This window comes from Telluria sp. PB2R4 (assembly GCF_059685695.1).
Genome location: NZ_JCASIC010000008.1, coordinates 66692 through 80654, shown reverse-complemented (window position 1 = coordinate 80654; position 13963 = coordinate 66692). Strand labels below are relative to the sequence as shown.

Annotated in this window: 13 protein-coding genes; 11 read left to right on the top strand and 2 right to left on the bottom strand. The window is 67.4% G+C overall.

The features are described 5' to 3' along the window. Positions 1–5 precede the first annotated feature (5 nt). The 8 genes from AC56LU_RS14610 (at position 6) to AC56LU_RS14575 (ending at position 9078) form a co-directional block, all read left to right on the top strand. Entirely contained in the window at positions 6–2084 is a 2079-nt protein-coding gene (locus AC56LU_RS14610; protein ID WP_497176336.1) for a M3 family metallopeptidase, read from the top strand. Next, positions 2081–2509, top strand: coding sequence for a DNA polymerase III subunit chi (locus AC56LU_RS14605; RefSeq protein ID WP_497176335.1), 429 nt, complete (start codon positions 2081–2083; stop codon positions 2507–2509). Before AC56LU_RS14610 ends, AC56LU_RS14605 begins: the two co-directional genes overlap by 4 nt. 13 nt (positions 2510–2522) lie before the next feature. Continuing rightward, positions 2523–2948, top strand: coding sequence for a DUF2486 family protein (locus AC56LU_RS14600; protein ID WP_497176334.1), 426 nt, complete (start codon positions 2523–2525; stop codon positions 2946–2948). Positions 2949–2987: 39 nt separating this feature from the next. After that, complete coding sequence (locus tag AC56LU_RS14595) at positions 2988–3521, top strand: REP-associated tyrosine transposase (RefSeq protein WP_497176333.1); 534 nt, start codon at positions 2988–2990, stop codon at positions 3519–3521. Between the two features lie 120 nt (positions 3522–3641). Next, positions 3642–5816 carry an NHL repeat-containing protein gene (locus tag AC56LU_RS14590; protein WP_497176332.1) on the top strand — a complete coding sequence of 725 codons (2175 nt, stop codon included), beginning with the start codon at positions 3642–3644 and terminating at the stop codon, positions 5814–5816. 44 nt (positions 5817–5860) lie between these two features. Beyond that, a complete protein-coding gene (locus AC56LU_RS14585; protein WP_497176331.1) occupies positions 5861–6559 on the top strand; it encodes an NnrU family protein in 699 nt (232 codons plus the stop codon). Positions 6560–6674: 115 nt separating this feature from the next. Then, positions 6675–8258, top strand: a complete 1584-nt coding sequence (locus tag AC56LU_RS14580) for an FAD-dependent monooxygenase (RefSeq protein ID WP_497176330.1) — start codon at positions 6675–6677, stop codon at positions 8256–8258. A gap of 97 nt (positions 8259–8355) precedes the next feature. Further along, positions 8356–9078 (top strand): SIMPL domain-containing protein, encoded by a 723-nt coding sequence (locus AC56LU_RS14575; RefSeq protein WP_497176329.1) that lies wholly within the window; start codon positions 8356–8358, stop codon positions 9076–9078. Positions 9079–9145: 67 nt separating this feature from the next. On the opposite strand, the gene AC56LU_RS14570 is transcribed toward AC56LU_RS14575, so the two are convergent. After that, complete coding sequence (locus AC56LU_RS14570; RefSeq protein WP_497176328.1) at positions 9146–9454, bottom strand: c-type cytochrome; 309 nt, start codon at positions 9452–9454, stop codon at positions 9146–9148. 280 nt (positions 9455–9734) lie between these two features. Here AC56LU_RS14570 and AC56LU_RS14565 point away from each other — a divergent pair, with 280 nt between their 5' ends. The 3 genes from AC56LU_RS14565 (at position 9735) to lgt (ending at position 11759) form a co-directional block, all read left to right on the top strand. Further along, complete coding sequence (locus AC56LU_RS14565) at positions 9735–9965, top strand: TIGR04438 family Trp-rich protein (protein ID WP_497176327.1); 231 nt, start codon at positions 9735–9737, stop codon at positions 9963–9965. An 86-nt stretch (positions 9966–10051) separates the two neighbouring features. Next, a complete protein-coding gene (locus tag AC56LU_RS14560) occupies positions 10052–10945 on the top strand; it encodes a LysR family transcriptional regulator (RefSeq protein WP_497176326.1) in 894 nt (297 codons plus the stop codon). 4 nt (positions 10946–10949) lie between these two features. Further along, positions 10950–11759: a prolipoprotein diacylglyceryl transferase gene (gene lgt / locus AC56LU_RS14555; RefSeq protein ID WP_497176325.1), complete on the top strand. Its 810-nt coding sequence runs from the start codon at positions 10950–10952 to the stop codon at positions 11757–11759. 16 nt (positions 11760–11775) lie between these two features. Here lgt and AC56LU_RS14550 read toward each other — a convergent pair whose 3' ends face one another. After that, complete coding sequence (locus AC56LU_RS14550; RefSeq protein ID WP_497176324.1) at positions 11776–13959, bottom strand: hybrid sensor histidine kinase/response regulator; 2184 nt, start codon at positions 13957–13959, stop codon at positions 11776–11778. Positions 13960–13963: the final 4 nt, after the last annotated feature.

The following is a 13963-nucleotide window of genomic DNA, read 5'->3' as shown; positions in this document are numbered from 1 at the left end:
AAGCCATGACCACTGCCACCAGCAATCCCCTCCTCGATTTTTCCGGCCTGACCCGGTTCGACCTGGTCAAGCCGGAGCACGTGACGCCGGCCATCGAGCAACTGATCAAGGGGGCGGCCGACGTGGTCGCCCAGCTGGAAGCCCCTTCGGACGAGGTGACGTGGGACAGCTTCGTGATCCCGCTCGAGGAAGCCACCGAACGCCTGGGCCGGGCCTGGGGCGTGGTCAACCACCTGAACCACGTGGTGGACACGCCCGAGCTGCGCGCCACCTACAACGAAAACCAGCCCAAGGTCACCGAGTTCTGGACCGCGCTGAGCCAGAACGAGGCCTTGTTCGCCAAGTACAAGCTGCTCCGCACCAGCAGCGAATACGCTACCCTCACCCCGGCGCGCAAGCGCATCGTCGAGAACGCACTGCGCGACTTCCGCCTGGGCGGCGCCGAGCTGCCCGAGGATAAGAAGGAGCGCTTCGCCGAGATCCAGGAACAGCAGGCCGCGACCTCGACCAACTTCTCGCAGAACGTGCTGGACGCAACCAACGACTACAAGCTGCTGGTCGAGAACGAAGCGGAGCTGAGCGGCATCCCCGACGACGTCAAGCTTGCGGCCCGCGCACTGGCCGAGAAGGACGGCAAGGCCGGCTGGCAGTTCACCCTGCACTTCCCGTCCTATTACCCGGTGCTGCAGTTCTGCGACAACCGCGCCCTGCGCGAAACCATCTACCGCGCGAGCAGCACCAAGGCCTCGGAAGCCGGCAGCATGTTCAGCGACAGCGCGAAGTGGGACAACACGGCCAACATCGTCAAGCTGCTGCAGCTGCGCCACGAAGAAGCCCAGCTGCTGGAATACGCGAACTTCGCCGAGGTCTCGCTGGTGCCGAAGATGGCCGAGAGCCCGCAGCACGTGGTCGAGTTCCTCCAGGACCTGGCCAGGCGCGCCCGCCCGTTCGCCGAAAAAGACCTGGAAGAGCTGCGCGCCTTTGCGCGCGGCGAGCTGGGCATCCTTGACCTGCAATCCTGGGACGTGGCCTATGCTTCCGAGAAGCTGCGCGAGCAGCGCTATGCCTTCTCCGAGAAGGAAGTGAAGGAATACTTCCCGGAGCCGAAGGTCGTCGAGGGCCTGTTCACCGTCATCCAGGACCTGTTCGACGTGCAGATCAGGCAGGATGTGGCGACCGTGTGGCATCCGGACGTGCGCTTCTTCCGCATCGAGCGCGCGGGCCAGCTCATCGGCCAGTTCTACCTCGACCTGTACGCCCGCCCGGGCAAGAACCAGGGCGCCTGGATGGACGATGCGCGCGGCCGCCGCGTGACCATTGGCGGCATCGTGCAGACGCCGATCGCCTACCTGACCTGCAACTTCACGCCACCCGCCACGGTGGACGGCAAGCAGCAGCCGTCGCTGTTCACGCACGACGAAGTCATCACCCTGTTCCACGAATTCGGCCACGGCCTGCATCACATGCTGACCGAAGTCGAGGAGCTGTCGGTCTCCGGCATTTCGGGTGTCGAATGGGATGCGGTGGAGTTGCCGTCCCAGTTCATGGAAAACTTCTGCTGGGAGTGGGACAAGCTGCAGCAGATGACGGCGCACGTGAAGACGGGCGAACCGCTGCCGCGCGCGCTGTACGACAAGATGCTGGCCGCAAAGAACTTCCAGTCCGGGATGATGACGCTGCGCCAGGTCGAGTTCTCGCTGATCGACATGCACCTGCACTACGACTTCGATCCGCAAAGCGAGCGCACGGTCCAGCACCTGATCGACGACATCCGCAAGCAGTTCTCGGTGATGATCCCGCCGAGCTTCAACCGTTTCCAGCATTCGTTCGGCCACATTTTCTCGGGCGGCTATGCGGCCGGCTACTACAGCTACAAGTGGGCCGAAGTGCTGTCCGCCGACGCCTATGCGGCGTTCGAGGAGGCTTTAGAGTCCGGCAAGCTGCAGGAGACCGGCAAGCGCTTCCAGCAGGAGATCCTGGCGGTGGGCGGTTCGCGTCCGGCGCTGGAATCGTTCCGGGCCTTCCGCGGCCGCGAACCCTCGATCGACGCGCTGCTGCGCCATAGCGGCATGAACGCCCCATGACGACCCGGATCGACTTCCACACCAACATCCCCGACAAGCTGGCCTACGCCTGCCGCCTGGCCCGCAAGGCCTACGCGGCCAAGGCCAGGGTGGTGGTGCTGGCCGAGGATGCCGCCCAGGCCGAGGCCCTGAACGCGGCGCTGTGGACGGTGTCCGGCACCGACTTCATCCCGCACGTGCCGGCCGGTGACCCATTGGCGAATGAAACGCCTGTCATCATCACCGCTGACGAGGGGCTGCCATTGCCCCATCATGAGATGCTGGTCAACCTCACCCGCCGCACTCCTGCGCTACTATCACAGTTCGCGCGCGTGTTCGAGATCATCTCGATCGACGAGGACGACGCCGCCGCCGGGCGCCAGCGCTACGTCGCCTACAAGAAGCAGAACTATCCCCTGACCCACTTCGTTGCGGGTCAATCATGAGCCCAGGACAGTCATGAACGAGAACCCAGCTTTCGACCCGAGCATCCCGGTACTGACCGAAGTCGTCAGCGAAGTTGTCACGGAAGCAGCCGCGCCGACGGCGGCGCCCGTGCCGGCCCAGGAAGCCTCGGGCGAACAGCTGGAACGCCGCGCCCACGAGCGCTGGACCGGCGAGGAATGGAGCGTGCTGGAACGCCGCGTCACCGAGCGCGTGCTGCAGCAGCTGCAGGGCCGCGTCGACTTCGTGCTTGAGCAGCGCGTACGCGACGCCATGGCCGACGCCATGCAGCGCACGTTAGAGTCGTTCACCGCCGACCTGCGCGCAGGCTTGAATGAAGCTCTAGGCGAGATCGTCAGCCAGGCGGTGGACAAGGAACTCGAGCATCTCCGTAGGGTGGGCGGGTCTCCCGCCCACGCGTCCAAACCCACATTGATCTGACGCACATTTCACTGCTGGCGCACCGTCTACCATGCGCCAATGCCCCGCTACCGCCGCGCCCTGACTGGCACTACCTACTTCTTCACGGTCGTCACGCATCGCCGCCGGCCCATCCTGTGCGACGATGCCGTTCGCACCGCGCTACGCCAGGCCATCGAACGCGTCCGACTCCGGCGGCTGTTCACCACCGATGCAATGGTCTTGATGCGGGACCACCTGCACTGTATCTGGACGCTGCCCGACGGCGATACCAACTTCTCATCGCGCTGGTCGCAAATCAAGCACCACGTTTCGCACACTTGCGGCCAGCAGTATTCGGCAACGCTGTCAAAGTCCCGGCAACGCCAACGCACGGCGGCCATTTGGCAGCGCCGTTTCTGGGAACACGAGATCCGGGACGAGGCCGACATGGAGCGGCACGTCGATTACATCCATTTCAATCCAGTGAAGCACGGATTCGTGAAGGCGGCGTCCGAGTGGCCGTATTCGACGTTCGGACGGTTTGTCCGGGCGGGCCTGTACGCGGCAGATTGGGGCGGTAATCCAGTGTGTGACGGGATGGAGTTCGAATAGGCGTTACGACGCCGCATCCGTTGGTTGAACGCGTGGGCGGGAAACCCGCCCACCCTACGTGCAACATGGTTCACATGTATCCGCTAAGATTGCTGCCTCAGCAATTTTCTGGCAACTCCAGTGAACCGAAAGACCCTCATCGCGTCCCTCGCCGGCGCGGGCATCGTGGCGGCCGGCGCCGTCCTCTACTTCACCGACATCATCGGGCGCCAGCCCGGCGCGCTGGCCGTGCTCACGCCCAAGGCCGCCAGGACGACGCCGTTCTGGCCCGCCCGCGTCACCACCCTGGCCGGCGACGGCATTCCCGGCGCGGTGGACGGCCCCGCAGCAAGCAGCCGTTTCGACGATCCGTTCGGCGTCGCCCTCGACAGCAAAGGCACGATCTACATCGCCGACGCCGGCAACAGCAACCGCATCCGCACGATCGCGCCCGATGGCAGCGTCGCTACATTCGCCGGCAGCAAGGAAGGGTTCCAGGACGGCACCGGCAGCGCGGCCGCCTTCCACACCCCTTCCGCGCTGGCTTTCGACCACGAGGGCAACCTGTTCGTGGCCGACACCGGCAACCACGCCATCCGCAAGATCGCGAAAGACGGCAGCGTCACCACGCTTGCCGGCAACGGCGCGCCCGGCGACGTCGACGGCATCGGCCGCGCCGCCCGGTTCAACGGCCCGGTCGGCCTCGCGGTGGACGACGCCGGCATCGTGTACGTGGCCGACACCTATAACGACCGCATCCGCCGCATCGGCCGCGACGGCAGCGTCACCACCGTCGCGGGCGGCAGCAGGCCGGGCAACGCCGATGGCATGGGCACGGCGGCCAGCTTCGACACCCCGAGCGCGGTCGCGGTGACCACCAACGGCACGCTCTACGTCGCCGATACCGGCAACAACGCCATCCGCCGCGCCGCCCTCGATGGCACGGTGACGACCATCGCGGCCCCCGCCGACGGAGAACGCCGGGCGCCCCTGCGCCGCCCGGTCGCCCTGGCCCTGACCCGCGACGGCTACCTGTACATCGCGGCCAGCGCGGGCGGGCGCATCCTGCAGCTCACGCCGGAGGGCGAAGTCCGTCCGCTGCCGGACGCCGACCTCCCCGCCTCCGGCGACGGCTTCGGTCCCGACGGCACCGTGCAGCTCTACGGCCCGCGCGGCATCGCGGTCGAGCGCGACGGCAGCCTGGTGGTGGCCGATGCCCAGGCCCACCGCGTGCATCGCCTGTCCAGCCCGCGCCCCGGAGAAGCGGCGCCAGAAAGGTCACAACCCGTCGCGGTGCGGCGCCAGGCGCCGATGCCGTGGCCGGTCGGCCCGCAGGACAGCGTGCATGAGGTGGTCGGCGTGATGGGCGAGGTACGCGGCAGCTACAACGGCGACAGCCGCGACCACTTCCACGCCGGCCTCGACGTGCGCGCCGACGTCGGCTCGAAAGTGCTGGCCGTGTTCCCCTCGAAGGTATCGGACCCGTACGCCAACTGGGGCTTCGACTCGCTCAGCGAGGGCATCAGCGTCGGGCCGCTGTCGTACATCCACATGCGGGTCGGGCGCGACACCCGCGGCCGGCCGCTCGATCCGCGTTTCCAGGTGCTCACCGCTCAGGACGGCAAGGCGCGCGGCAAGGCCGAGCGCGTGCGCGTGCCGCGCGGCACCCGCTTCGCCGTGGGCGACCCGCTCGGCACCATCAATGCGATGGCCCACGTCCACCTCGACTATTACCAGGGCGGCGCGGTGGTCAATCCGCTCAGCCTTCCCTTCGTGGGCTTCACCGACACCGTGGCGCCGCGCATCAACAGTATCGCGCTGTTCGACAGCACCGGAAAGCGCCTGCGCCCGCCAAGCGGCACGCGCAAGCGGCCGGCACTGGACAAGCGCCTTCGGGTGCCGCGTTCGCTGGGCGAGGTGAATATCGTCGTGGACGCCTACGACCAGGTGGACGGCAACCTGGCGCGCCGCCGCCTCGGGCTGTACAAGCTCGGCTACCAGCTGCTGCGCGCCGACGGCACGCCCGTGCCCGGCCATGAGCGCCCCCTGATCACCCAGGTGTACGACCGCCTGCCGCGCAACCCCGATGCGGTCAAGGCCGTCTATGCGCCCAACAGCGGCATCACCGTGTACGGCAGCAAGGCCACCCAGTTCGCCTATGCGCTGCACAGCCGTTTGCAGGATGGCGAGGTCGAGACCGGCAGCTGGCAGCTCGGCGGCATCGCACCGGGCGAGTACATCCTGCGCATCCATGCAGCGGACTATGCTGGACAGGTAGCCCTGGAAGGAAGGGACTTGCCCCTGGTGGTCGAGTAAGGGCGTATAGTTGGCGCACCGCGACATTCACGAAGGAGCCGCAGATGGACGAATCAATGTTACTGCTGGGCTCTGCCGGCGCCTTCGTTGGATCGCACTTCCTCCTGTCGCATCCCTTGCGCCGTCCCCTGGTGAAGGCAGTGGGCGAAAAAGGCTTCCTGGCGCTGTATTCCTTCGTCGCTTTCGCCACCCTGGGCGCCATGGGCCATTTCTACCCGAAGACCCCGGTCGGTGCGCCGCTCTGGAACGTCGGCGATGGCATGTGGGCGCTGGCCACGATTCTGATGCTGGCGGCGTCCGTGATGCTGCTCGGCTCGCTGGTGCGCAATCCAGCCATGCCGGGCGCCAGCAACGCAGCCAGCGCCGAGGCGCGCGGCGTCTATGCCATCACCCGGCATCCCATGCTGTGGGCGTTCGCCATCTGGGGCGTGGTGCACATCCTGGTGTATCCGGTGACCAGAAATATCATCGTCGCGCTCGCCATCATCCTGCTGTCGCTGGTCGGCGCGGCGCTCCAGGACCGCAAGAAGGCTGCGCTCGATCCGCAGGGCTGGCCGGCCTGGGAACAGCGCACCAGCTACTGGCCCTTCGCGGCCATCCTCCAGGGCCGGGCGCGCGTGGGAGGTATCTCCGGTTTGGGCGCCCACGCGCTGGGCGGTGGCCTGCTGGTGTGGCTGCTGGCGACCTGGGCGCACATACCGCTGGCCGGACGGGCAGCGGGCATCTGGCGCTGGCTAACCTGATCCTGTCTCGACAACGAATATCCCGGATCCTCCTGCGCGAGAGCGGAACATTTCGGTCTCGCCGGCGTCTGTACATAGAGTAGGCTTGCGTCGTGGCTTGTTACAGGAGGCCATCGTGGACCGATATGACGTACTCATCGCCGGCGCGGGCCCCACCGGCATGGTGCTGGCGCTGGCGCTGGCAAAGCAGGGCATCCGGATCTGCATCGTCGACAGTGCCGACGGACCGGGCACGACCTCGCGCGCGATGGCGGTGCAGGCGCGCACGCTGGAGCTGTACCGCGCGCTCGGGCTGGCCGACGAGGTGGCCGCCGCCGGCCGCCCGAATCCCTGCATCAACCTGTGGGTCAGGGGCAAGCGCCGCGCCAGGCTGTCGCTGCGCGATGCCGGCGCCCGCCTGACGCCCTACCCGTATGTGCTGATCTATCCGCAGGACGCGCATGAACGGCTGCTCGAGCGCCATCTCGAGGCGGCCGGGGTGTCGATCCTGCGCCGCACCGAGCTGGCCGAGTTCGAGGAAGAAGACGACCACGTGCTGGCCCGGCTGCGCCGCGCCAGCGGCGAAGACCTGCACGTCGAGGCGCGCTACCTGGCCGGCTGCGACGGCGCCCGTTCCTTCGTGCGGCGCACGCTCGGCACGGGGTTTGGCGGCGGCACCTACGACCACATCTTCTATGTCGCCGACGTGCAGTCGCGCGGCCAGGCGGCGAACGGCGAAATCCACCTGTCGCTCGAAACGGCGGATTTCGTCATCTTCCTGGGCTACGACGACAGCGGACGCGGACGCCTGGTCGGCACCATCCGTGACGAGCGCGGCGGCGTGACCGACGCGGCCGGGGCGCTGAGCTTCAAGGACGTCAGCCACCGCGCCATGACCAGCCTCGGGCTGGAAGTCGAGCAGGTGCACTGGTTCTCGACCTACCGTGTGCACCACCGGGTGACCGACCACTACAGGGGTGGCCAATGCGGCCACGTCTTCCTGCTCGGCGACGCCGCCCACGTGCACAGCCCGGCAGGCGGCCAGGGCATGAACACCGGGATCGGCGACGCCATCAACCTGGCCTGGAAACTGGCCGCCGTGGTGCGCGGCGATGCGCCCGACAGCCTGCTCGACACCTATGAACAAGAGCGTATTGCCTTTGCTCGCAAGCTGGTCGACACGACCGACCGCTTGTTCAGCTTCGTCACTGCGGAGAGCGGCTTCGCCGATTTCGTGCGCACCCGCATCGCGCCGATGTTCGCCAGCGCCGCCTACGGCATTGGACCGGTGCGCGAGATGATCTTCCGGATCCTGTCGCAGACCACGATCAGCTACCACGACAGCCCGCTGTCGAGCGGCGTGGCCGGCCGCGTGCATGGCGGCGACCGCCTGCCCTGGGTGATGCGCGAAGCGGTCGACGAGGTACAGGATAACTTCGCGCCATCGGCGCGGATCGACTGGCAGGTGCACGTCTATGGCCAGGCCTACCCGGACCTGCGCGCCTGGTGCGACCGCCACGGCATGATCCTGCGCGAATTCGAATGGGGTTCGGTGCACGACGAGGCCGGCTTTGCGCGCAATGCCGGCTACCTGCTGCGACCGGACGGCTACGTGGCCCTGTGCGACCCGGGGGCCTCGGCGCAGGCGCTGGAAGATTATTTCTGCGACCTGAACTACCAGCGCTTCCGTGTATGCCAGCCGAAACCGGCCGTTCCATGAAGCACGCATAAGCTGCAGATCCGAGCAAACATTTTGTAGACATGTTTGTCTACTTAATTTATTGTCGAGGCATTCCCACGGACCACGGAGTGCCCGCATGCTGAACCGATTGCTTGCCGCCCTGTTGCTGGCCGCCACCGCCCTTCCCGGCATGGCGGCCGACCTGCCCAATCATCCCTTCATCCACGTCAGTGCGACCGCCGACCAGTACATCATGCCCGATGTCGGCGAGATCGATATCGACCTCGTGTCGCTCGAACCCGATGCCGACGCCGCCTGGAAGCTGGTCAATGAACGGCTCGAAGCGAGCCGCGCGCTGTTCGCCCAGAACGGCATCGCGACGGAGGACGTGTTCGTGCAGGATATCGTGCGCTGCCCGCGCAAGGTCGAGGTCCTGCCCGAGGGACAGCCGATGCCGATGGAGACGCGGGTCTCGATGCACGTCACGGTGCGCGACATGGCCCACTGGACGCCGGTGATGCAGGCCCTGCTCGTCATGAAGGACATCGAATCGCTGGCCGTCTCCTTCAACAGCAGCGACCGCGAGAAAGTCGAAAGCGAGCTCCTCCGGCAGGCGCTTGCCTCGGCCAAGCGCAAGGCGCAGGACATCGCGCGCGGCGTCGGCGCCCGGCTGGGGGCGGCGACCGGCGTGTCGATCGGCCCGCTGAAGAACCTGTCGAACGCGATGGGCATGGCGAGCGATTCCAACGCGCGCGGCGGCGCGACCCGCCGCCCCCCACCGCGAACGGAAATGGCGCTGGTCCAGGCGATGCGCCTGGCGCAGGGCGTCGACGTGATCTACCGGATCGGCGGCAAATAAGCGCCGTGTAAAAAAACAAAAAGCGCGCCATGCTCACGCAGGCGCGCTTTTCTTGTGCGGGCAGGGATTACTTCTGCGCCATCACCCACTTCACCAGGCTGCGGGCTTCGGCCTCGCTCACCTGCGGGTTGGCCGGCATCGGCACCGGGCCCCAGGTGCCCGCGCCGCCCTTCATCACTTTCTGCACCAACTTGTCCTCGGCGCCCTTCTGGCCGTTGTACTTGGCGGCGACGTCCTTGTAGGAAGGACCGACCAGCTTGTTGGCCACGGCGTGGCACGCCATGCAATTCTTGGCTTTCGCCAGGTCGGCCTGAGCGAACGCGCCGCTGGACGCGAAGGCCGACATCAGCACACACAACAACAACGAGCGTTTCATTTGTTTCTCCAGGTATATGACAAATGCATTCTACCGTGGATTTCCGCAAGCTTCATCCAGGGATACACTCTGTAACCAAGACGCAAGAGCGCTTAACAATTCCCCCGATGGCTGCGTTGCATCGTCTTGCCGTACTAGCGTACTGTCTTCGCCGATGCGCCTTGCCCTCGGGGTTTTGTTAAGCGCTCCCCGGGGGCACGTTGATGAAATCCTACAACAAAGAAGATTTTTCCACACGGCAATATCTTCGCTGTAATATGCATGCCTGAAGGAGTCTTCCATGCCGCTCATCCTCTTGATCGCCGCCCTGTGCGGACTGCGCTTTTTCGACGTCTGGCGTTTTGCCGAATTGTCGTGGTGGTACATCGTCGCCCTGATGGTGTTCGCCTTCGTCTGGTTCGAGTTCATCGAAAAGGCGCTCGGCCTCGACAAGAAGAAAGAGCACAACGTCCTTCACCACCATCGCGAAGCGCGCGTCAAGCAGGCTTTCGACAAGCGCAGCAAACGCTGACGGCGGTCCTGCGCCGCAAGTGACGCCGCGTGTAGTGTGATATGTTTTGCATATCACCCAGCTCTATTCATACACCGCGCGTATCAATGAACCTCGAACTCCGCCAGCTTCGCCATTTCGTCACGGTCGCCGAGGAACTGCATTTCGGCCGCGCCGCCGAGCGCCTGCACATGACCCAGCCGCCGCTCTCGCAAAGCATCGCCGGGCTGGAAGAGCTGCTCGGCGCCGCGCTGTTCCTGCGTAACCGCCGCCAGGTCACCCTCACCGCCGCCGGCACCGCCCTGCTGCCGGAAGCGCGTCGCCTGCTTGACGATGCCGGCGCGCTGCCCGACCTGGTGCGCCGGGTCGCCGCGGGCGAAGCGGGCCGCCTGGCGCTGGCCTTCGTCTCCACCGCCGACTACAGCGTGCTGCCCGCGATCCTGCAGCGCTACCGCGCCGCTTTTCCGGCGGTGGGGCTGGTGCTGCGCGAAGCGACGTCCGACATCCAGGCCGATGAACTGCTGGACGGCCGGATCGACGCCGGCTTCGTGATTCCGCCGCTGCCAAGCCATGCCGATGCCGCTCTCGATTACCGGAAGGTGTTAGAAGAGCCGCTGATCCTGTGCGCCCCTGCAGGACTGGCTGCGCTGCGCGCCGGCGGACCGGTACGCCTGCGCGACCTGCCGCCGCTGCCGCTGGTGATCTTCCCGCGCGCCGCCGCGCCGGCCCTGTACGACGCCATCCTCTCGTGCTTCCGCGCGGCCGGCATCACCCCCGTCATCGGGCAGGAAGCGCTGCAGATGCAGACCATCGTCAGCCTGGTCTCCGGCGGCATGGGATTGGCACTTGTGCCACAATCCGTGTCGAACCTGATGCGCGCGGGCGTAGAATACCGTGCCTTGCTGGATCCCACGCCGCTGGCCGAGACTGGCCTGGCCTGGCGCCGCGACAGCGATTCTCCCGTGCTCAGGGGCTTCCTGGATTTAATCGAGAAAGAGTAAAACAATGCTAGTACACCCGCAGCCGGATCCCATCGCCTTTGCCATCGGACCGGTGCAGATCCACTGGTATGGCCTGATGTACGTGGTGGCCTTCGCCCTGTTCCTGATCCTGGGCCGGGTGCGCATCCGCCAGCCGCACATCGCCGCGCAGGGCTGGAAGGCCGAAGACCTGGACGACATGCTGTTCTACGGCATGCTTGGGGTGGTGCTGGGCGGGCGCCTGGGCGAAGTGCTGTTCTACCAGCCCGCCTATTTCCTGGAGCATCCGCTCGAGATCTTCATGGTCTGGCGCGGCGGCATGTCCTTCCACGGCGGCTTCCTGGGCGTGCTGCTCGCGATGGCGCTGTGGGCGCGCAAGAGCAAACGCAACCTGCTCGACGTCTACGACTTCATCGCGCCGATGGTGCCGCTCGGGTATGCCGCAGGGCGCCTGGGCAACTTCATCAACGCCGAACTGCCGGGCCGCCTGGCCGACCCCAGCCTGCCCTGGGCCATGCTGTGGCCGGGCGTCGAGGGCCCGCGCCATCCGTCGCCGCTGTACCAGATGCTGCTCGACGGGATCGTCGTGTTCCTGATCCTGTGGCCCTATGCGCGCAAGCAGCGCCCGCGCCTGGCGGTGGGCGCCATGTTCACCCTGCTGTACGGGTGCGCGCGCTTCACCACCGAGTACTTCCGGGTGCCCGACTGGGAAACCACCGTGCTCGGGATGCCGATCACCTCGGGCCAGGTGCTGTCGCTGCCGATGATCGTCGGCGCCCTGGTCATGCTGGCCTGGGCCTACCGCCAGCCGAACGGGCGCGCGGCGCACGCTTGAGCGCCTGAGGGTGCTGTCAGACGCTCTGTGTTGAAGCGGGCGTGAGCGCCCGCCGTAGATCATCCAGCGTAGCCGGCTTGGTCAGGTGCAGGTCGAATCCTGCGCCGAGCGCCTGCGCCACGTCGGCGCGCTGGCCGTAGCCGGTCAGCGCCACCAGGCGCAGGTGCGCGTCCTGCGCGCGCAGCTGCGCCGCCAGCGCGTAGCCATCCATGTCCGGCAGCCCGATGTCCAGGATCGCGACATCCGGCACCGCGCGCCGCACCTCCTCTACCGCAGCCGTGGCCGTGCCCGCGATGCGCACCGTGTGTCCGAGGTACGCGAGCAGCGCGGCGCTGCTGGCGGCCGCGTCGAGATTGTCGTCCACCACCAGCACATCGAGCAGGCGTGCCTGCGGCGCGGCGCCTGCCTCTCCACCCCGCGCCTCGGGCGCCGCAACCAGCGGCAGCGCCACCTCGAAGCGGCTGCCCTTGCCCGGGCCCTCGCTGTGGGCCGCCACCGTGCCGCCGTGCAGCTCCACGATGCGACGCACGATCGCCAGGCCCAGTCCGAGCCCGCCGGTGTGGCGCGCGAGCGGCTGCGGCGCCTGGAAGAAGGGTTCGAATACGCGCTCCAGCATCTCCCGGTCCATGCCGACGCCGTCGTCCCGCACCGACAGGCGCGCCATGCCTGCGCCGGCCTCGAGCCGCACTTCGGTCCGGTCCTTGCCGAAGCGCGCCGCGTTGGTCAGCAAATTGTTGAGCACCTGCGTCAGGCGGCTCTCGTCGCCCCGCACCCATGCGTCCAGCGGCGCATGCGCGTCGATGACGCTGCCCTGGAACGATGCCGTCACATGGCGCACCACCTCGGCCAGGTTGACCGGATGCAGTTCGATCTGCAGCTTGCCGCTGGTGATGCGCGAGACGTCGAGCAGGTCGTCGACCAGGCGCTTGAGTTGGTTGGCCTGGCGCCGCAGGATGGTGCGCTCGCGCTGGTTCGATGCGTCGTTGCGCAGGTCCATCAGGTCGAGCGAGGCGACGATGGGGCTGAGCGGATTGCGCAGCTCGTGGCCGAGCATGGCGAGGAATTCGTCCTTGACGCGCGAGGCCGCGCGGCTGTCCTCGAGCGCGCCCTCGAGCGATGCCAGCAGCAGCGAGCGTTCGGCCTCGTGCGCGTCGCGCTGGCCGGCGGCGTCGCTCAGGGCGCTGCCGGTATCGTCGATCTCGGTAATGCGCGAAGGCGCCACCGTCACCGGCAGGCCCGCCCCCAGCGCCGCGGCGCCACGCTGCAGGCTGCGGAACGAGTGCACGATGCGGTTCGACAGCAGCGTCGCCAGCAGCGTGCAGGCCAGCAGCGAGGCGGCCAGGCCGGCCGCGTACAGCATCATGCCTTGCGGCGAGGCCGGCGCCAGCGCCGAGGGCGGGACGCCGACCGCCACCGCCCAGCCATGGCGCGAACGGGAAAACGCCGAACTTACCGGCTTGCCTTCGCGCGAGATCGTTTCGCCCGCCGCTTCCATGCCGCCCTCGCGCAGCAGGCGCAGCAGCGAAGGATGCGGCGAGCTGCCGACCGCCTGCTCCTGCCCGCGCGAACGCGCGACGATGGCGCCGCCGGAGTCGACGACCGCGATGACGGAACTGCCGGGCGCCTTCTGGCGTTCGATCACCCGCAGCATGCGGCCGGGCTGGATCACCGCGCTCAGCACATAGCGGCGGCCGGCGCTGTCGGTGACAGGAACCCGCACCGGAAACGCGGCGCGGCCGCCCTTGCCGATCGCGACGCGGCCGGCCAGCGGCTGGCCGCTGTCGAGCGCCCGGTGCAGGCTGGGCGGATCGGCGATGATGCCGCCGGGCTGGCCGAACGGTGCATTGGTGCGAAACAGGACGGCGCCGGTGGCGTCGGTCAGGATCACGGCCAGCCATTCCGGCTGGGCCGCGGCGTGCATGCGGGCGATCTCGTACACCGTGCGCAGGTCGCCGGCCGCCATCGCCGGCGTGCGCCCGATGCCGGACAGGGCCGTGACCGCGCCATCGAGTTCGGCGTCGACCGCGCTGGACAGGGCGCGCGTCAGGTCGAGCAGGTGGTCCTGCTGCTCACGCTTCTGGAATTCGCTGACGAGGTGCAGGCCCCATACGCCCAGCAGCGCCAGGGGCAGGAGGCCGAAGGCGGTGAGCAGCACCAGCAGGCGCCGGAGCGAAACGGTGGAGCCCTGGCGCAGCAGCATGCGA